Here is a 19500-nt window from a genome sequence, read left to right on the forward strand (position 1 = left end):
GATCCCGCACGGCCCGTCTCCGGTCACGGCTTGATGCCCACCCCGGCCCATGCGCTGACCTCGGCGTCCGTGAGTTCAGGACCGGAGCCCTGCGGGTCGCCGGGGCGCCAGCGGTGGGTCAGGGCGACGCCGGGTTCGAGCAGGTCGAGGCCCTTGAAGAAGCGGGCGACCTCCTGCTGGCTGCGGACCTGGGCCCGGGTGCCCGCGGCGGCGTAGATACCGACGAGCTTCTCCCAGAGCTCCGGGGCGAAGTCGCCCGTGCAGTGGCTCACGGCCAGCGCGCTGCCCGACGGCAGGGCGTCCATGAGGCGGGCGACGGTGCCGTACGGGTCCCAGTCGTCCGGCACGAAGTGCAGGATGGCGTTGAGGGACAGGGCCACCGGCCGGTTCAGGTCGAGGGTCCTGGCCAGTTCGGAGGAGCCCAGGATGGCCTCGGGGTCGGTGAAGTCGCCCTGGACGTACGCCGTTCGGCCCTCGGGCGTGTTCCTCATCAGACGCTCGGCGTACTTGAGGACCAGGGGGTCGTTGTCGGCGTACACCACCCGTGCCTCGGGGGCCACGGACTGGGCCACCTGGTGCAGGTTCGGCTCGGTGGGGATGCCGGTGCCGATGTCCAGCCACTGCCGGACGCCGTACTCCTGCGCCAGGACGCGGGTCGCGCGGTGCATGAAGGAGCGGATCTCGCGGGCGCACGTGAAGATGCCGGGGTAGGTGGCCGCGACGGATTCGGCCGCCTGCTTGTCGACGTCGAAGTGGTCCTTGCCGCCGAGGTAGTAGTCGTACATCCGGGCGGAGTGGGGCCGACTGGTGTCGATCTCCCGCGCGGCGGGCGAGTTGGTCATCCTGTCCCTCTCAAGTGGTGTGCGTGGGGGTGTCGGGCGGGTCGCTGCCGGGGCAGGTCCGGTTCGGGTCGTGGCTCAGCCGGCCGTCAGATGGTCGGCGAGGCCCCGCTTGACGCCCGCGACGAACGCGGCGATCTCCTGCGGGGTGTAGATCAGCGCGGGGCCGGCCGGATCGGTCGACTGCCGCATGGCCACCCGGCCGTCGGCCAGGAGCTTCGTCTGCACGCACTGACCCCCGTTGGGGCCGCTCCACGGCGACTCCCAGCCCTGGTCACCGAGTTCGGCGGCGGGCATCCCGTTGTAGACGTGACAGTCGGTGCCGGTCATGAGTACTCCTTGCGCATGCGATTAAGGAGCGCCTTGCTGTCCGTGTCCGAGGTCAGCAGGGACATGCGGTTGTGCGCCTCGAGATGCGCCGACACGTCGGAGCGCTGATCCAGGTACATCGCGCCGGAGAGGACCTCCGTGTAGACGACGTCCGGCAGTTCCGGTTCCTCGAAGCGGAAGTAGGTGAACGGGGCGCACGCCCCCACGTGGGCGCCGGCGGTGAACGGCACGACGTCGACGCTGACATGCTCCAGTTCCGCGGCCTCCAGGAGCCGTTCGATCTGCTCCCGCATCACCTCGGGGCCGCCGACAACGCGGTGCAGTACGGCCTCTTCCATCACCACCCACAGCGTGGGCGCGTCGGGTCTCTCCAGCAGGCTCTGGCGGCGCAGCCGCAGGTCGACGCGGTGTCCGAGGTCCGCGTCGGCCTCGTTGGGGAAGCCGCCGCGCAGCACTCCCCGCGCGTAGGCGTGGGTCTGCAGCAGGCCTGTGACGTAGTGGGGCTCGTAGGTGCGCAGCGTCCTGGCACCGGCCTCCAGGCTGACGTAGGCGCTGAACCAGTTCGGCAGCACATTGCGGTACATGTGCCACCAGCCGGGCTCGTTGGCCCGCTCGGCGAGCGCGACGAATTCGTCGATCTCCTGCCGGTCAGCCCCGTACGTCTCCAGCAGCTTCTCCACGTACAGCGGCTTGAGCGCGACCTCCGCCTTCTCCAGGCGGCGGATCGTCAGCGACGTCACCCGCAGCGCCCTGGCCGCGTCCTCGAGAGAGGCTCCCGCGTCCTGCCGCCGCTCCTGAAGACGGCGGCCCAGGATCATGCGCAGAACGGTGGGGGCACTGGTGCCACCCGTGCCCGTACGGCCTTCGCTCACGTCCTGACCTCCTGAGAGTCTGTCACCGGCACGAGTCTGACAGTGGCTTGGTGACGCCACCAGACGGATATCGGCTTTTTGAAATTATCAGGGAGCTGGTTGCAGGTTGAACTTGGGTGCGAGCATAGTTACTTGTGTGACCCGGGCCGCCGAACGCGCGCACGGGTCCGCCAACCGCCCCTACCCTCCCGTGCGTTGGCACCGTCCGACTCCCGATGCGTCTCGCCCGGCCGCGCCGCCGCCCCCACGGAAGGCCAACACCGTGTCCCCCCAGACGACTTCGTCCCGCCAGCTGTTAGACGCCGCGGACCCGGAGCGAACCCACTGGATCGAACTTCCCGCGCACCGCTCGAGCGTCGGCGTGGCCCGTCGCTCCGTCGGAACCCGGCTCAGGTCCTGGAGTCTGCCGGGCGAGGTGTGCGCCGACGCGGTCCTGCTCCTGTCCGAACTGGCCACCAACGCCGTGTGCCACACCCTCAGTGTGCGCATCCTGTGCGGCATCGGCCTGGTGACCGACGGGGTCCTGAGGCTGGAGGTGCACGACCACGACGACTCGGGCCCCACGCTCCGCCAGTGCCGGGCGGGCCTCGACGACGAGGGCGGACGCGGACTGTTCCTCGTGGAGCAGCTCGCGGACTCCTGGGGGGTGGACCGGTCAAGGCTCACCGGCGGCAACGCCGTATGGGCGAACCTGTCGGCCTGAACTAGCCCATGGTGGGCGTCAGTTCGGCGAGCAGCAGCGTGCGGTCGTCCGCGCTCGCCGGATCGGAGGGGGCGTGCAGCAGCCGGCGGCACAGAGCGGGCAGTGGATCCTGGCCGTCGGCGGGCTCGACGGCGGCCGTGTCCAGGGCGCGGGCCAGCCGGGCGATCTCCTGGTCTATGTCGGCCTCCCTCGACTCGACCAGGCCGTCGCTGTAGAGCACGAGCAAGGACGGGGCGTCGATGGTCAGCACGGTCGGCTCGTAGACACCCGCGCCCAGTCCCAGCGGCAGGCCCGCGCCGACCAGCGTGACCGGCGCGGTCCGGCCGTCCGGGCCGCGCAGCAGCGGGGGAGGGTGACCGGCGCCCACGAGGGTGCAGGTGCCGCGCCGGGCGTCCCACTCGGCGTAGATACAGGTCGCGAAGGAGGCGCCCGGGGTGTCACTGGCGAGTGCGTCGAGCCGTCGTACGAGATCGGTGGCGGGGATGTCGAGGCTCGCCAGGGTGCGGACGGCGGTGCGCAGCTGGATCATCGCCACCGCGGACTCCGGACCGTGCCCCATGGCGTCCCCGACGATGAGACTGACCCGGTCGTCCGGCCGTCTCAGCACGTCGAACCAGTCTCCGCCGATGATCGATCCCGGTCCGGCGGGGAGGGATCCGTGGGCGATGCGACACCCCTCGACCTCCTGGATCGTGCCCGGCAGCAGACTGCCCCGGATGGCCAGCGCGGTACGGCGCTCGTGCTCGTAGCGGCGCGCGTTGTCCAGGGCGACCGAGGCCCGCGCGGCCAGCGACTCCACGGCCGCGACCTCCGCGGTCACGAAGGGCCCCCGGTCAGGCCCGCGGGAGCAGGCGACGAAGCCGATAGCCCCGCCCCGCAGCCGCAGCGGCACCACGAGGAACGAACGCGTCTTGAGGAGCTCGCCGACCCGTGCGTCCTCACCGGCGGAGGCGGCGAGCCGCTCGGCCGTGTGATCGTCGACCGAGTCGAGCAGCTGCGCGTGTCCGTCGACCAGCGCGCGGGCGTACGGCGTCTCACGGGGAAAGACGAGCACCTCACCGACCGGCAGGGTGCCCGCCCAGGACTCGGGTGCGTCCGTGCCCACGCGCAGCGCCAGCCGGCGCGCCTCGATCTGGGCGGGATCCGCGCCGGCGTAGGTGGTCTCCTCGCGCCGCCACCGCTCCAGCAGATAGACGGACGCCGCGTCGCAGAAGCCGGGCGTGAGCGCGTGGACGACATGGCTGCCGGTCAGCCCCAGGTCGAGCTCCGAGCCGATGACGTCGGCCGCGGGGGAGAAGGCCGACCGACGGGGCGGGGGCACGGCGGTGGGGGTCTCGTCGGAGCGGCTGTGCGGTTCGTTCCGCAGGGTCGTGGTGCCTTTCCGGGTGGGGGTCCGGGCGCCCGGCGGGGACAACTGATCGCCAGGCGTCGACGGCAACTATATGATGAGGCGTCAAGTACCTTGGTGCGGAAGGACGTTCTGGTGACCGACAGGGATGCTCTGCCGCCTGGGGCCGATCCGGACAAGGCGAGCGTAGCCCGGATGTACGACGCGGTGCTGGGCGGGGAGCACAACTTCGCCATCGACCGGGAGGCGGTGGCCGCCGTCACCGCCATCGACCCCCAGGTGCGCATGCTGGCCCGGGCCAACCGCGCCTTCCTCGGACGGGCCGTGCGCTTTCTGGCCGGGCAGGGGATCCGGCAGTTCATCGACCTCGGTTCGGGCATCCCGACACAGGGCAACGTCCACGAGGTGGCGCAGACGGTGAGCCCGGGCGCCAGAGTGGTCTACGTCGACAAGGACCCGGTGGCCATCGCCCACAGCACCTCCCTGCTCTCCGACAACCCGTACGCGGACATCGTCGACGCCGACATCCGGCGGCCGGCCGACGTCCTGTCCTCGCCGCAGGTGCGCAAGCTGATCGACTTCGATCAACCGGTCGCCGTCCTCATGGTCGCGATCCTGCACTTCGTCGCACCCGAGGAGAACCCGGCCGGCATCGTCGCCGCGTTCCGGGACGCCCTGCCCGACGGCAGCTGGCTGGCCCTGTCCCACGCCACCAACGAGGACCGTCCGGACACGGCCGCCGCCGTGACCCAGCTGTACCGCTCCCGGGCCACCTCACCGGTCACCGTCCGCTCCCACGACGAGATCCAGGACCTCTTCACCGGCTTCGACCTCACGGAACCGGGCCTGGTCCACGTCCCGCTGTGGCGCCCGGACGAGGACGTTCCGGAGAACCCGTCGGAGTACTGGGTGTACGCGGGCGTGGGTCGCAAGAGCGGGTGACGCAACTCCACGTTCAGCGCTCGGCGTTGAGCGCGTCGATCGCACCGCGGGCGTCGCCGACGGTCGTGTAGTCGACCGCGACGAAGTTCACCGGACGGCCGCGTTCGCGCTCGCAGCGGTGGACGCGGTCCAGCACGTACCGGCTGGCGTTGACCTCGCCGGCGTCCAGACGGCTGCCACCGCTGTTCGTGATGAAGTGGTTGAGCAGGAAGAGCCGCTTGCCGGTGCCGCCCCGATGCGGAACGCAGCTCATCTCGGCGGGGCTGCGGAAGGCGAACGGCGTCTCCATGCCGTACCGGTAGAAGTTGCGGTACCACGTGGCCGGGCCGTCCGCCTGCTCCGCGAAGACGACGAGCCGACGGCCACTGTCGATCATGTCGCCCAGTGTCGGCCACGCCTTGCCGGGATCAGGGTCCGGGGTGCGGACCAGGTCGGTCAGACCTGCCTGTCGGAACGCCTCGGCGGTGTCCTCACCGCTGATCGCGTCCTGGACGATCAGTGTCACCACGTCGGTTGGGTGGGCGCGCATCCAGTCGCCGATCTCCCGCAGCGTCGGCACGAGGGGGATCGCCCCCGCGCGGCACACGGCGTGGCACAGCCACAGGCCCTCGCGCGGCGGGTTGACCTTGTTGACGGCCGCGTCGATCAGGGTGCGCTGCTCGGGCGAGAAGTCGGAGCCGGCCAGCCGGGCGGTGATCTGGTCGGGGCTCTCCCAGCGGTAGGTGTCGAGCTGCAGGCCGCGCACCCCGCCGTCCAGCTGTGCCGTGACGCCCGGGTCCTGGAGCGGGCCGATGAACCGGTCGACGGTGGTCGACATGGCGTTGTGCGAGGTCAGGTAGGCGACCTCGTCGTAGCGCCGGTCGCACAGCTGCGGACTGCCCTGGCATCTGCGGGGCGCCGAGGGGCTCGCGGCGAGCGGTACCAGGACCACTCCGGCCACGACGGCGGCACTGGTGCCGACCGCGAGAAGGCGCAGACGCGAGGAAGGGACGCGTAGATGCGGCCGTACCTGAAGCGCCCAGCCGATCCCGACCAGGAGAGCCCCGGCGAGCAGGGGAACCAGCGCGGTGGCGAGCGCCGTCGTGGTCATGTCGTCGAGCGCTGTGCGCTGAAGGTCGTCGACGAGGCGGGTGATGCTCGGGGCCCAGCTCGAGGGCGGGCTGATCACCCGGCCGTCGCTGACCAGACGCGCGAGCACGGCGACGAGCGCGGTGAGAAACCCACCTAGGGCGAGCGACCAGCCCAGCAGCAGTGCCTTCCGGCCGGCCGAGGCGGGGCCGGTGACCCACAGTGACGCGAGCGCGGCGATCAGTAGCGCGGCGGCGAGGCCTTCGACCAGACCGAGCCCGGTGGCGGTGTAGGCGCGCACCCGGTGCAGCGCGGCCGGATCGTCGCCGGAGGCGTCCAGCGTTCGCGTGACGTTCCAGCTGTCGCCTCCGGCCAGCGTGCGCAGCCGGGCGGCGGCGTCCCGCGTCTGCTGGGACACCACAGCGGGCGCCACGGTGGCCAGCACAGTGGCGACATCCCCGTCGGCCAGGGCCACTTCGACGTCGTCGCGCAGCGCCGCCCGCTGCTGCTCGGGCACCGTGTCTAGGATGCGCCCTGCCGCGGTGGCGGCCTGTTCCTCAGAGAGCGGCAGAGCGGGCAGCGCCGCGGGCACGCGCCCGGCGACAACATTCCTGAGGGCGGCCTCGAGGTCGGTGGAGAACGCCGCGAAGTCCGGCTCCGCCTTCTGCTGCACGGAGGAGACTAGGTCGCCGAAGTAGGTCTGCGCCAGGTCGTTGAGGTTGGCCAGCACCGGTCGCAGGTCGACGTTCAGGGCCAGGGTGTCCCGGTCGCCGTTGAGGTAGCCGACCACGGCGTCGACCTGCGCGTCGGTGAGTTCCCTGACCGTCTCCGGAGGCAGCACCAGTTTGAGGTTGGAGGTGATCACGGCTTCGGGCACCGGTAGCCGGGCCAGGAGACCGCGCGTGACGGAGGCCGTCCCGGGATCGACCAGAACCTGGTCGTAGAGCCGGTCGTAGGCCGACTCCTCGTCGAGCACCGACTGGTAGAACGCCGGTGAGACCACGGTGGCCCGGGCCGTGGCCGCCAGGGCGACGACCGCGGTGCAGAGCACGGCGACGACGAAGGCGGCGATCCGCATCCACCTTCGGTCCTCGACGGCACGCAGGTTCTCGATGCCCTCCATGGTCACCTCGGTCCGCGCGGGCCGCAAACGGCCCCCTGTCCGCTCGACCGGGCGATCTACCTGTCCGTGACTCTCTGACGGGGGCTCTCACCCCGCGATGGAGTCGAGCTGCTCCGCCGCCGGGCGCAGGGCCCACAGGTCGCACCCGGGCGGTGCCTCCAGTGACGCGACAGCCCTCCGCGCCCGCGCGTCACCCGCGTCGGCTGCCGCGTGGACGACGTCGGTCGCCGCGTACCGGAGGAACTCCAGCTCGGGGTGCGGCCACGCGACGGACCCGGTCGCGGCGGGCAACAGGTAGTCGACCGCCTTGAACAGGCTCTGCCCGTCCGGACCGCGGTACGCCCACAGGTCGACGCCCACGTGCCGGCCGATGGCCGCGAGCCGGGTGTAGGCGACCAGGTCGAAGGTCGAGTAGTGCCAGCTCCGGGTGCGGGTCAGCTCCTGGGGCTGGCTCCCGTCGGGCGCGATCTGCGGCGCGACCCGCCTGCTGCGGGCGTCCAGAACCGTCCGGCGGGCCAGTGCGGTGTCTCCGGTCGCGTGGGCGAGGCCGGCGAGCAGCAGGTCGTAGAAGGTGCCGTGGTTGTTGGTGGCGGCCGCCTCCTGCTTGCCGAAGTCGCTGTCCTTGAGCCAGCCGAGGAAGTCGGTGTTCCACTCCGTCATGCCGGTGCGGTCCTTCCCGCTCCAGCCCGGAGCGCCGGTGTCCAGCAGAGCGAGCGCGTCGAGGACGCTGGTGTACGACTGCGAGAAGTCGATGATGCCGATCGCGCGGCCGTCGTACTTGCAGGGGATGAACTGCGCGTGGTCGAGGTTGGGGTTCATCCTCGTCGCCGGGTCGAGGAACCAGGTGCGCAGCACCTGCCCGGCTTTCGTGGCGTATCGCTTCTGGCCGGTGTAGTACCAGGCGAGGGTGAGGTCGTAGGCCGAGTCGAAGGTCTTCTCGACGTCCTGGCGGTCGGTGCCGGAGTCGACCTCGGGGTTGCGTTCGCCGTCGCGCTGGACGTAGGGGCAGCCCCAGGGGTTGTCGGCGGTCGGTGGCTGGGAGGGCCACCAGTACGGGGCCTGGCTGAGGTAGTCGTGGACGTCGCCGCCGGGGGCGGGCCTGGGTTTGTCGACGACGGTCCAGGGGCCCTGGTCCAGCCACTTGTCGGCGCGGGCCGTCAACGCCCGCACCGCTCTGCGCAGTTGCGGATCACCGTGATCGAGCCGGGCTTTCGTCCGCTGCAGGCGTGCGCCGTCCAGGACCGTCGTGTGCGGGGGCGGGGTCTGCGCCGCCGCCACGGGCGCGCAGAGCCCCGTGGTGAAGGCGGCCAGTGCCGTGAGGAGGACGCACAGGCGGGACCGCGCGCTCATCGGACGGCTCCCTTCAGCCTGCGCTGGGCCTCGTACAGGTTGGGTGGCCGTACCGCGCCCGGACTGCCGTACGACTCCAGGCGTGTGTGCAGGTCGCCCGTGAAGTCGGGTACGTCGATCTGGTCGAACTCCGTGACCTCGTCGATGCCGACGGTCGCGGAGTACGGCGCGAGGCCGTCGATCCTCACCAGTCCCGCGCGGCCGTTGGTGACCCGGACGTTCCAGTGCGTGAACCGGGCGCCGAACAGGGGGCCCGCGCTCGCGTCACCGCCGTGGCGGCCGTTGTTGTTCACGGTGATGTCGGTGCGGACGTTGGCGAAGGGCAGGCCGCGATGGCTGTCGAAGGTGCCCATCCGCATGTCGCCGCGGGACCAGACGTTGTACGACGACAGGCCCTCGACGTTGATCCCGTGCAGCTGGGTGTTCGCGGGCGCCGGGATGGTGCGCTGCTCGATCGTGAAGTCCTCGATGAGGTTGTCGTGCGAGCCCTCGCGGCAGAAGTAGGGGTGATGGGAGCCGCGGCCCGCCACGCGCGTCCGGCGCAGGGTGCACGCGGAGGCGGCCACCAGGCCGAACCCGTTGTCGACATGACGGACCGTCACATCGTCCACCCAGCAGTCGTACGCGCACTGGAGCACGACGCCGTTGTGGCCCTTGTCCAGCAGATGCGGCTGCTGGGGGGTCTGCACCGCCTCCAGGGTCAGTCCTTCGACCCCCGAGCCGGTCAACTCCGGGACATGTGTGGTCAGTTGTGGAGCCCAATCCGGGCGTATGTCGAGCGGGAGCGGGCGCTCCAGGGTGACCTTGCGACCGTGGAGGCGGGCGATGCGGACCGGCCACTCGTAGGGGACGTACGACGTCAGTTTCGTCTTGTCGTCCCAGAAGTAGGCCTCGGGTCCCGGGCCACCGCCGCACATGTGCTCGAGAAGGGTGTGGTCCGCGTCGTCGGAGAGCCGCAGGAGGACCAGGGCGCCGGGACGCAGTGGCGACGCGTCGGTGACCGTGACCGTCCAGGAGCCCTGCCGTGCGGGGGCGACCGTCGTGAGCGGCCGCCACTCGTCGCGCCGGTTGCCCGTCCAGCCCTCGAAGGGCCACGCCCTGGCCCTGATCGCGGCGACGAGCGACTCCCAACGGGCCCGGGGCGCCAGCCAGATGAGACCCCCGGCCCACGACCAGGACGACTTGTCCCCGCCGTAGCGGGAGCCGTACACCCCGATCAGATCGGTGAGGTTCTTCGTCGCGTACAGGGTCGTACGACCGCTGCCGGCGCCCTTCAGGACCACGTTCGAGCGGTCCAGGCGGATGACGTCGTCGATACGGAACGTGCCCGGCGGGACGGTGACCGTGCCACCACCGGCCTTTCCGACCGCGGCGATGGCACGGTTGATGGCGGGGGCGCAGTCGGTCGTGCCGTCCGCCACGGCACCGAAACGGCGTACGTCGGCGACGACGGGGCGGCGGGGGAAGTGCGCCGCCCCGCCGTGGCAGCCGGCCCTGCCGATGTACGGGATCTGCGGGTGAGTGAAGGGGGTGCGGCTGAACTCCCGCCACAGTGAGGGGACTTCGGCCGCCTGGGCGGCCTGCGGGGTGACGGCGGCGGCTGCCACGGCGACAGCACTTCCCATCAGGGTTCGCCTGGTCATGCCCATGACATTCAGAGGACCCAGTGGGCCCGTGTGCGCAGTACTCATGTCCGTTCGCCCTTCCCATGCGAGTTTCATGGATGTGAACGACGTTCAGAAGTGCGTTGAGCGGTGAGCATGCCATGAGGCTCTTTCGCGCGAAAGAGGTTGCGCAGAGGTTAATTGGCCACGTCCGTGAACGGGCTACAAGAGCGAGCCCCGCCGACAGGATGTCTGTCGGCGGGGCTCGGCCTGTGGGTGGGGCCCTGGGTTACCGGCGCTTGCCGAAGGCGATGATCCCGGTGATCTTCGACCCAGCGAGGTTGTCGTAGACGACCTCACCGCCGGACTTCTTCCAGATCTTGATGCGGAAGGTGTCCGGTCCGTCGGTGGCGGTGACGCGGAAGGCGTACCCGCTCTTGCCGTTGACCGTGCCGGATCCCTGGTAGACGGCCTGGGAGCCGGTGACCACGAGCCAGTCGGCGCCGGTCGAGCGGAAGGTCAGCCGGGCCGGCCCGAAGTCGAAGGAGACCTTGCCGAGGGGGGCGACGGCTCCCTTCGTGTAGGCCGCCGCCAGGGAGAAGGTGGCCTTGCCCGTCTGGCCCGGCTTGGCGGGGTAGGCGCCGGCCGGGGAACCGATGACGCCGGCGCCGAACACGGGCCCGGCCGAGCGGTCGTAGACGATCAGCTCGGGCAGCGTCCTGCTGTCCGAGGCGCCGTCGTCGTCGGTGACGGTGATGACCGGACGGCGGATCCCGGCCTTGGTGTACGTGTGTTCGGCCCGGCAGCCGGAGGCGGTGACCTTGCCGGACTGCGGCGCGCTCCCGTCCTTCCATTCGACCACGCAGGTGTGGGTGTCACTCGTACCCGGGTCGGTGAACGCGGCCGTGACGACCGAGCGCTTTCCGACCGCCACCGGGGACTGCGGACCCGTGGCCGAGACGACGGCCGGCGCCACGTTGGTCACCTTGACCGTCGCCGTGTCACTGCTGCGGCCGCCGGTCAGGGTGAGCGTGTAGGTGCCGTTGTCGGTGCAGGTGACCGTCGTGGCCGCTGCCCTGGCGTCGGAGAAGGCGCAGGGTGCTCCCGCCTCGGCGGTCCACTTCGGGCTGCCCGCACCGGAGATCGTGCCCTTCAGCGCGATCGCGTCGCCCTCCTTGCCGCCGGTGTCCGCACCGGCGTGCACGATGCTCACCGGGTCGACGCCGGTCAGGGTGGGCACGACCTTCTTGATCAGGCCGTCCGGGCCGAACTCCATCTTGTCGATGGTCGTTTCGCGGTGCATGCCGTCACCGCCGGGGATGGCGAACCGGTGATACGCGATGTACCAGTCGTCGGTGCCCGGCACATGGACGACCGAGTGGTGGCCGGGGCCCTTGATGCCCAGGGAGAGGTCCTTCTCCAGGATCACGCCCTGCTTGGTCCAGGGACCGGTGGGGGAGGAGCCGGTGGCGTAGGCCACGCGGTAGTTCTCGTCGCGGGTGTCGTTCTCCGACCACATGAGGTAGTAGGTGCTGTTCCGCTTGATGACGAAGGTGCCCTCGTTGTAACCGCTGGGCGTGATGTCCTTCATCTTCGTGAGGTCGAGCGAGGTCATGTCGGCGTTCAGCGGGGCCACGTAGGCATGTCCGTTGCCCCAGTAGAGGTACGACTGCCCGTCGTCGTCCGTGAACACGGCCGGGTCGATCATCTGGCCGCTGAACTGGCCCGCCTTGAGCAGCGGTTGACCCAGCGCGTCCTTGAACGGGCCGGTCGGCGAGTCGGACACCGCGACACCGATGTTGGCGTCGGCACAGAAGTAGAAGTAGTACTTCCCGTCCTTCTCGGCGATCGTCGGCGCCCAGGCCCTGCTGTCCGCCCACGAGATGTCGGGACCGAGGTCGAGGATGACGCCGTGGTCCTTCCAGTGGACCAGGTCGGTGGAGGAGTACGCCTTGAACTGCGTACCGCTCCAGCCCTCGAAGCCGTCGGTGGTCGGGTAGATGTAGAAGGTGTCGCCGAAGCGGACGATGTTGGGGTCGGCGTTGAGTCCCGGCAGGACCGGGCTCCTCATGACGAGCGCCGACACGGTCCAGGTGCGCTTCTTGCCGTCGGACCCGGTCACCTCGTACGTCACCGGCTTGCTGAAGTCCTGCACGCTGCCGGAGGCGGGGCTGATCGCCGCGCCGTGCGCGAGGGTGAACTCCGGTGCCAGCGCGGTGAGATCGGTGCCCTCCTTCATGGGCAGCGTGACCTTGCTGTCCGCGTTGTCGACGATCGCGTCAACCTTCAGCGCCGGGTGCGTGGCCTTGGCGATGCCCGCGGTGTTGCCGCTGAGCTCCATCACCTCGGCGGGCGTCAGGGCCCGGTCGTAGATGCGGAAGTCGTCGACCTCGCCACCGAAGGCCGGGTCGCCCGCGTACAGGGACCTGCCGATGTAGCCGCTGTAGTCCTTGTTCGCGTCGTACAGCTCGGACGGCTTGATGGTGGTGGTCGTGCGGGCCGCCTCGACGCCGTCGACGTAAAGAATCATCGACCCGGTCGTCCCGTCGAGGGTGACGGTGACGTGCCGCCACTCGCCGGGAGTGAGCTGTGAACCGGCTGTCAGCTTCGACTCCGCCGACCAACTCGCCTTGCTGATGGCCGAGTAGAGGCTGTTGCCGCCGTTGGAGGGCGTGGCGAACAGGTACTTGTTGCTGTCCGGGCCGAGCCCGAACAGCCACTGGAAGCTGCTGCCGCCCTTCCACTTGGCGTACGTCGACACGGTCACGCTGTCGGCGTTCTTCAGCACACCGTTCGGGATCTTCACGTACGGCGAGTTCGAGTCGCCGGACATCTTGAACGAGCCGTCCTCGACGCCGGTGCCGAAGTCGGGCGTACCGACGTAGGTGCCGTGGTAGCCGTGTCCGCTGGAGTCGCGGGCGATGTTGCCGCCGCTCTCGTCGAAGCCGTAGTGCAGCAGCAGGTCGGCCGGGACGTCGGCGCCCTCCTGCGACACGGTGACCTCGGCCTGGACCGGGAGTGCGGCGCCGTCGGGCAGGCTTCCAGTGACTGTGAAGGTGCCGGCCTGCGCGTACTTCGACGCCGGGACCTCGTCCCAAGTGACGGCGACGGGGCGCTTGACGCCGTCCGCGTAGGTGGCGACGACGGTGGCCGGCAGCACGGGTGCCTCACCGATCCGCGTCTTCACCTGGACGTTCTCGACGTTCTCGACGAGCTGGTCCGGCTGGTAGGCGTGCAGCAGGCGGTCGTACTCGGCCTGGGTGACCGGCAGGACGGTGCCGTGGCGAGGCTTGGCCGGCAGGTCGTAGTCGGCGACCGGGGTCCAGGTGCCGGAGTCGAGGTCGGTGGTCTCGAAGGGGATGTAGCCGCGGCCGCCGAACTCGTCGAGGAACGCGTACCACTTCTCCTCGGTGTTCGACTTGAACACCAGCGGTCCCTCGGCGGCGTTCATCGCGCCCTTGCCGATGCCTTCCGCGACCGGCGTCCAGTTCAGGTCGAGGATCGAGTTGCTCTTCTCCTCGAAGATGAACTTGCTGTTGGGCGTGGAGGAGGTGTTGTTCCGCTCGTCCTTCGAGAGGCGGTAGTAGGTGCCGTTGTTCTGGATCATCGTGGAGTCGATGACCGAGTAGCCGCGGTCCACCCACACCTTGGGCTCGCTGAACGTGTAGAAGTCGCGGGTGGTCGCGTACATCATGCGGTTGTACGTGTCGCCGGAGTGCGCCTCGTTGTCGTACAGCTTCGACGCCCAGAAGACCACGTACTCGCCGAGCTTCGCGTCGTAGAACGCCTCCGGCGCCCAGGTGTTGCCCGCGCTGTCGGGGGAGATCTTCACCAGCCGCTGGTTCGTCCAGTGGACGAGGTCGGTGGACTCCCAGACCATGATGGACTTGCTGCCGGTGCGCTGGGAGGCGTCCCAGTCGCCGTTGCCGTAGATCCTCAGGTCGGTGGCGATCTGGTAGAACTTGTCGCCCTCGGGGGAGCGGATGATGAACGGGTCGCGCAGGCCCTTCTCGCCGAGCGTGGAGGTCAGGACCGGCTTGCCGTCGTTCAGCTCCCGCCACTTCATCGGGTCGTCGCCCTTGCTGAGCGCCGAGTACAGCTGCTCGCCGTCCGAGGTGCCCTCGCCGGTGAAGTAGCTGAACATGTAGCCCTTGAGGGCCTGCTTCGCGGGGAGTTCGGGGACCTTCGCGGTGAACGTGCGGGTCGCCTTCGCCTCGCCCTTGGTCACGGTGGCGGTCAGGTCCACGGTGATGGCGCCGTCGCCGTGCGCGGGGCGGTGGACGACGCCGTCGGCGGAGACGACGTCCGGGGTCGCGGAGGACCAGGTGACGTCCGTGCCGTAGTCGCCCTGGGCGGGCAGGGTGAGGTTGCCGCGGACGTCGTCGAGGTTGCGGACGGCGAGGGCCTGCGCGGCCTGCTCGGTGGCCGTCGTGTCGTCGAAGTCGGGCAGGACCGTGACGTCGAAGGACTTGGTGTCGGTGACGGTGCCCTTCCTGAGAGTCGCCGTGAGGGTGGCGTGCCCGTTCGGCTCACCGGCGGCCGGCCGCGTCACCTTCCCGGCGTCGGACACCACCTGCGTGTTGTCGCTGGCCCAGCTGATGGCCGAGCCGCCGGCCGGCCCGGTCTTCGGCAGGTCCAGGTCCGCAGTCACCGCGCCGGTGTCGCCGAGGCTCAGCGCGGCCTTGTCGGCGGTGACGCCCTGCGTGGCGACCGGGAGGGAGAGCTGCTCGACCTCCGAGGTGTTCAGGGCGCGGTCGTAGACGCGGAAGTCGCGGATGCGGCCCTTGAGGAGCTTGTCACCGGAGTAGACGGACTTGCCTATGTAGTTGGCGGTGGTGGAGCCGGAGCCGATGGCGCCGGGAGTGATCGTGACCGCCGTGTTGCGGCCGACCTCGACACCGTCCTCGTACAGCACGCCCGTGGTGCCGGTCTGGGTGTAGGTCAGCTGCTTCCACACCGCGCGGGTGAGGTTGTGCCCGTCGGAGGGCTTGGTGGTCTGCTCGGTCGACCAGTTGCCGGTCGCGATCGAGGTGCGCAGGGAGTTGCCTGTGGTGAACAGGTACCCGTTGCCGTTGCTCCCGCTGGAGTTGCCGAAGCCGTAGACGAAGTACGGCGTGCTCTGCGCGGAGTCGATCAGCACGTCCGTGGAGACGGTGATCGAGTTCATGCCCTTCATGACGTCGTCCGGCACCTTGACGTAGGTGTCGGAGCCGTTGAAGGCGAGTCCCTGCCCGGGGTCCGACCAGTCGGCGGTCCCGTTCACCGTGCCGTCGCGGCCGTTGCCGGAGGCGTCGGTGACGGTGCTGCCGGAAGCGCCGTCGAACTTGTACCAGAGGGCCAGTCCATCGGCGACGTCCACGGTGTCCGCAGCCTGCGCGGGGACCATGGGGGCGGCGAGACCCAGGAGCAGTGACGCGGCGGTCAGACCGGCGAGGCGGCCCGCCGTGCGTCTCGCGCGGGTGCGCGGACGTGCGATGTACGTCATGTGGGTTTTCCCTGCTGAGGCGTGGCGGGGCCTCAACCGTGGGCACCCTGCCGTTTCGGCTGTGTGACGTCGTGTTGCGAGAGTGTCAATCGCGTTGTACTGGGACGTCAAGAGGTTTCGAACGATGTCCGACTGGCCGAACGCACTGCCTCCCGGTCCTCAACAGTCGGCATGCTCCGACATGTTGGGGGAATTCGAGGTGCACGGGGCGTAATGACCTCAGTCATCTGAAGGGATGTACTCCCATGCTGGCCATCATCTCCGCGGTCCTGTTCTTCATCTCCTTCCTGATCAACGCTGCGGACATCTCGACCAACGACACCTTCTCCTCGACGAACATCATGCTGCTCGGCCTCATGGTGCTCGCGCTCCATGTGGCCGGCATCGGCAGCGGCTGGAACGTGCGCGGCCGCAGGTAGGAGGTCTCGTCAGCTGCGGGGCAGCCCCCAGCGAGGCGCGTCCTCGTTGGGGCGGACGGGTACAACGGTCAGGTCGGGGCGGTCTCCTCTGGCAGTGAGGAGCGCCGTCCCGCCCTTGCGCAGGGCGATGTGGACGGTGCCGTCACCGGCGTCCTCGTGGCGCAGGGGACGGCCCCGCCCGTCCCGCACGTCGATCGGCCCCGCGATCCCGTGCCGTACGACACAGGGCGCCCCCGCCTCACTGAGCAGCCGTACCCAGCGGGTGGCGCCGCCCCGGCGGACCGCGCTGAGCAGGAAGGCGCCCTGCGTGCGGAAGTCGTGCACGGTCAGGTCCTGCCAGGCGGCGGGCAGTGCGGGGAACACCCTGATGACGCCGCCCCACGACTGACACACCATGTCGTGCAGCGACTGGGCCGCCGACAGGGGCGTCTCGATCACCGGCCCCGACTCCTGGTACATGGTGTTGGGCTTGATGAAGCGGGTCATGAGTTCACCGAGATACCTGAGCGCGTCTTCGCCCTTGCCGAGCAGGGCCGACATGGAGGCCGCGCCGGTGAAGGTGTAACCCTGCAGGGCGCCTTCGAAGCCCACCCAGTGCGCCAACGACCGCTCGATCAGGGCGCGTTCCTCGGGCGTGCGGCCGGTCACCTCGTACAGCGGGTAGATCGCGAGCAGATGCGAGTAGTGGCGGTGCGACTTGGCGAAGGGGATGTCCGCGCCGATCATGAAACCGTTCGCGTCCGTCGGGTACGGCGCCCGTTTCGCCAGCACCTCGCGCCAGCGGGGCGCCAACGGGTCCTTGATGCCGAGGAGTTCGGTGGAGTCGAGAAGGGTGCGGCAGCCCCAGGACAGGAGCATCAGGTCGTAGTTGCAGTCGCGCGAGTCGGCGCCGTACTCCGGGGAGAAGGTGGCGGGCAGATGCAGCTTGCCGTCCGGGCCGGGTTCCAGGAAGTGCAGGTAGTAGTTGATCGCCTTGCGCAGGAGCGGGAACAGCACGTCCCGGAGGATCGACCTGTCCATCGTGTGGCGGTGGCTGAGCCAGACGTTGTGCAGCGCCCAGGTCAGGTTGCCGACTTCGGGGGTGGGCGGGTCCTGGCCGGGGATGCCGACGCCGTAGCCCATGAGGGCGCTCGCCGCGCCATTGACCAGGTGGGGATCGGTGGTACGGGGGATGCCGAGCGAGTCGGTGCGGTACGGCGCCGGTGTCTCCTGGGCGAGGTTGTCCCGGAACTCGCTCAACGCCCGGGTGACGGCGTCCAGTTCGAGGTGGTTGGAGCCGTGGATGAGCCAGTACTCCAGCTGGGCGTTGAGGTTCCACCAGGTGTTGGGCCAGGGCGTGGGCTCCAGCCAGGGACCGCTCGTCGCCATCACGGGTGCGTCGCGGCGGGCCGCGGCGGCCGCCTTGTACAGCTGGATCCAGTAGAAGCGCTGGATGCGGGCGTCGGGGAGGGACAGGAAGCTCTTGCGATAGTAGGCGTGCCACCATGCGCGGTGGTCCAATGCCAGGGCGGAGTAGGGGAGTTGTTCCGTCCGGCGGACCGCCTTGAGGGCCTGGCCGAGGACTGTGGACTTCGGGTGCGAGTGCGCGACGTGCGCGTACAGCGTCCGGGTCCGTCCCCTGGTCCGCTCCCGCCACGCGGTGACGTGCTCTCCGCCCGCAAGGAGCGGTTGCACGGCCGCGGTGATCCCGTCGTGGTCGGCGATCCGGGCGGGCGGGTTGCCCCGGTAGCCGTCCGGGAGGGGCTTGAAGGCGGCCCTCGGGCTGATCGCGTCGGCCGGATGGAACACCCAGCGGAAGTCGCGTTCTCCCTCGCTCGCGGTCACCTCCACGGCGAGGACCGAGCGGTCGTTGTGGACGAGGGCGCGCAGGGCCAGGGTGCCCTTCTCGGTCGTGAGCGTGCCGGTCAACTCGGCGTCATGCAGCGACAGTCGCCAGTCGAGGCTGGTGATCACGCCCACCGGTTCCAGCGTGAAGTACCCGATCGGCAGCCGGGCGAGGCCGAAGAGGGAGCCGAACTCGGGCCGGTGGTCCTGCACTTCGGAGTGCTGGATGTTGAAGCGCACGGCCGTCGTGGCGGCGCCGGGCTCGGCGTAGATCCCGGAACCGAGGAAGCCGTTGCCGAGGAACGGCCCTTCGTACCAGGTCGTCGGCATCCGCTGCCAGACGAGGTCGGCGTCGTCGAGAACGGTGAGCCAGGGGTCGCCGGCCGACGAAGCGGGCTCGGTGCGGTCGGCCGCCGTCGCCTGCGCGGTGTGCAGACCCGACGCCAGCAGCGAGCCGCCGAGGGCGGATCCGGTGGCGAGGACGGTGCGTCTGGACGGATCGGGCGCGGCGGGGCAGGACACGGTGCCTCCAAGCGGGCTCAGCGAGTGGAATCATCGGAGCTATCCCGCGTTGCAACATAGGGTTGAGGTTGCTGCGCGTCAATGGAACGGGATAGATCCGATGTTCGTCAGCGTCCTTTGGCCGTCAGCGTCCCTTGGCCGTCATCGTCCTTTGGTCGTCAGCGTACTTGCATCCAGGCCCGGGTGCCGAACGAGGCACACGCACGTGACGCCACCGCAGCGGCGTCGCGCAGGGCCCGGGTGAACCCGTGCGGGGTCAAGTGCCCCTGGACGCCGAGATGATGGGTGAGCGCTCCGTGGAGTACGTCACCGGCGCCCAGTGTGTCCGCGACCCGGACGGCAGGGACGTCCACGGTGTCACCGCCTTCGGGGCCCGCCCACTCGATGGGTCGCCCACCGCGACTCACCGCCGCCCAGAGAACCCCGTGTTCCCTCAGGAACCGCAGGACATCCGCCGGGGTGTCGGTGCCAGGAGGCCGAAAGTCGTCCGAGCAGACGGCCACGTCGATCGACGGCAACAGCTTCTCCGTACCGGCCTTCCAGCTGCCCCCGTCGAGGAGGGTCCGCCGGCCCGCGGAGCGTGCGGCGCGGGCGGTCGCCGTGGCCAGGTCCATGTGGTGGCCGTCGAACTCGACGATGTCGCAGGCGGCCACCAGTGCGTCGAGGTCGGCGGGTGGTGCCAGCCGGAACCCGGTGGCGTTGGTCGAGGCGACGGCGCGGTCCCCGCTCGACGCGGTCACGAGAACGGACGACACGCCGGGAGGCTCCACCGAGTCGGCGGCGAGATCCGACACCCGCACACCCAGCCGGGCCAGGTCCGCCGCGACCACGACACCCAGCGGGTGGGAGCCGATCCCGGTGAGCAGCCTGGCCGCGCCACCCAGGTGGCTGAACGTCACGGCCGCGTTCGCCGCCGGACCGCCGGCGGCCACCACCTGCTCACGCGCCGTCAGTTTCTGGTTGGGCCCCGGCACCTGGTCCACGAGCTGAATGACGTCCAGCGTGCACAGGCCGACGAACAACCCTTCGGGACGTCGGCTGTCCGTCGCTTCCACTCACTGACCCCTTCTC

Annotated in this window: 13 protein-coding genes; 3 read left to right on the plus strand and 10 right to left on the minus strand. The window is 70.0% G+C overall.

Annotated features, from left to right (window positions below; all coding sequences use genetic code 11):
* Positions 1-23: 23 nt before the first annotated feature.
* From ACFYRX_RS29750 to ACFYRX_RS29760, 3 genes are all read right to left on the minus strand, one after another.
* A complete protein-coding gene (locus ACFYRX_RS29750) occupies positions 24-842 on the minus strand; it encodes an SAM-dependent methyltransferase (RefSeq protein ID WP_389106066.1) in 819 nt (272 codons plus the stop codon).
* Positions 843-917: 75 nt separating this feature from the next.
* Positions 918-1169: a DUF397 domain-containing protein gene (locus ACFYRX_RS29755; RefSeq protein ID WP_328744315.1), complete on the minus strand. Its 252-nt coding sequence runs from the start codon at positions 1167-1169 to the stop codon at positions 918-920.
* On the minus strand, positions 1166-2041 hold the full coding sequence (locus ACFYRX_RS29760) for a helix-turn-helix domain-containing protein (protein WP_389106069.1): 876 nt from the start codon (positions 2039-2041) through the stop codon (positions 1166-1168). The genes ACFYRX_RS29755 and ACFYRX_RS29760 overlap by 4 nt, the downstream gene beginning before the upstream one ends.
* Before the next feature lie 262 nt (positions 2042-2303).
* Between ACFYRX_RS29760 and ACFYRX_RS29765 the strand changes: the two genes are divergently transcribed.
* Positions 2304-2744 carry an ATP-binding protein gene (locus ACFYRX_RS29765; protein WP_389106071.1) on the plus strand — a complete coding sequence of 147 codons (441 nt, stop codon included), beginning with the start codon at positions 2304-2306 and terminating at the stop codon, positions 2742-2744.
* Position 2745: 1 nt separating this feature from the next.
* Here the strand turns inward: ACFYRX_RS29765 and ACFYRX_RS29770 are convergent, their stop codons facing one another.
* The gene (locus tag ACFYRX_RS29770) at positions 2746-4182 is read right to left on the minus strand and encodes a PP2C family protein-serine/threonine phosphatase (protein WP_389106074.1); all 1437 of its coding nucleotides are present in this window, start codon (positions 4180-4182) and stop codon (positions 2746-2748) included.
* 45 nt (positions 4183-4227) lie between these two features.
* Between ACFYRX_RS29770 and ACFYRX_RS29775 the strand changes: the two genes are divergently transcribed.
* The gene (locus ACFYRX_RS29775; protein WP_389106077.1) at positions 4228-5034 is read left to right on the plus strand and encodes an SAM-dependent methyltransferase; all 807 of its coding nucleotides are present in this window, start codon (positions 4228-4230) and stop codon (positions 5032-5034) included.
* Between the two features lie 13 nt (positions 5035-5047).
* Here ACFYRX_RS29775 and ACFYRX_RS29780 read toward each other — a convergent pair whose 3' ends face one another.
* The 4 genes from ACFYRX_RS29780 to ACFYRX_RS29795 form a co-directional block, all read right to left on the minus strand.
* Positions 5048-7225 (minus strand): hypothetical protein, encoded by a 2178-nt coding sequence (locus tag ACFYRX_RS29780; protein WP_389106283.1) that lies wholly within the window; start codon positions 7223-7225, stop codon positions 5048-5050.
* Positions 7226-7312: 87 nt separating this feature from the next.
* Positions 7313-8575 carry an alginate lyase family protein gene (locus ACFYRX_RS29785; protein ID WP_389106080.1) on the minus strand — a complete coding sequence of 421 codons (1263 nt, stop codon included), beginning with the start codon at positions 8573-8575 and terminating at the stop codon, positions 7313-7315.
* Complete coding sequence (locus ACFYRX_RS29790) at positions 8572-10224, minus strand: glycosyl hydrolase family 28-related protein (protein WP_389106083.1); 1653 nt, start codon at positions 10222-10224, stop codon at positions 8572-8574. The genes ACFYRX_RS29785 and ACFYRX_RS29790 overlap by 4 nt, the downstream gene beginning before the upstream one ends.
* Positions 10225-10468: 244 nt before the next feature.
* Entirely contained in the window at positions 10469-15664 is a 5196-nt protein-coding gene (locus ACFYRX_RS29795) for a family 43 glycosylhydrolase (protein WP_389106086.1), read from the minus strand.
* Positions 15665-15909: 245 nt separating this feature from the next.
* On the opposite strand from ACFYRX_RS29795, the gene ACFYRX_RS29800 reads away from it, so the two are divergent.
* A complete protein-coding gene (locus tag ACFYRX_RS29800; RefSeq protein ID WP_359034643.1) occupies positions 15910-16083 on the plus strand; it encodes a hypothetical protein in 174 nt (57 codons plus the stop codon).
* 9 nt (positions 16084-16092) lie between these two features.
* Here the strand turns inward: ACFYRX_RS29800 and ACFYRX_RS29805 are convergent, their stop codons facing one another.
* Complete coding sequence (locus tag ACFYRX_RS29805) at positions 16093-18429, minus strand: Tat pathway signal sequence domain protein (protein ID WP_389106089.1); 2337 nt, start codon at positions 18427-18429, stop codon at positions 16093-16095.
* 158 nt (positions 18430-18587) lie between these two features.
* Positions 18588-19484, minus strand: coding sequence for a PfkB family carbohydrate kinase (locus ACFYRX_RS29810; protein ID WP_389106091.1), 897 nt, complete (start codon positions 19482-19484; stop codon positions 18588-18590).
* Between the last annotated feature and the right edge of the window lie 16 nt (positions 19485-19500).

Origin of the sequence: Streptomyces sp. NPDC005374 (assembly GCF_042872225.1) — a bacterium.
Lineage (GTDB): Bacteria > Actinomycetota > Actinomycetes > Streptomycetales > Streptomycetaceae > Streptomyces.

Excerpts from the sequence above, each read along its gene's own strand:
- ACFYRX_RS29750 (WP_389106066.1), bottom strand. The coding sequence starts at position 842 with ATGACCAACTCGCCCGCCGCGCGGGAGATCGACACCAGTCGGCCCCAC.
- ACFYRX_RS29755 (WP_328744315.1), bottom strand. The coding sequence starts at position 1,169 with ATGACCGGCACCGACTGTCACGTCTACAACGGGATGCCCGCCGCCGAA.
- ACFYRX_RS29780 (WP_389106283.1), bottom strand. The coding sequence starts at position 7,225 with ATGGAGGGCATCGAGAACCTGCGTGCCGTCGAGGACCGAAGGTGGATG.
- ACFYRX_RS29785 (WP_389106080.1), bottom strand. The coding sequence starts at position 8,575 with ATGAGCGCGCGGTCCCGCCTGTGCGTCCTCCTCACGGCACTGGCCGCC.
- ACFYRX_RS29790 (WP_389106083.1), bottom strand. The coding sequence starts at position 10,224 with ATGGGCATGACCAGGCGAACCCTGATGGGAAGTGCTGTCGCCGTGGCA.
- ACFYRX_RS29795 (WP_389106086.1), bottom strand. The coding sequence starts at position 15,664 with ATGACGTACATCGCACGTCCGCGCACCCGCGCGAGACGCACGGCGGGC.
- ACFYRX_RS29800 (WP_359034643.1), top strand. The coding sequence starts at position 15,910 with ATGCTGGCCATCATCTCCGCGGTCCTGTTCTTCATCTCCTTCCTGATC.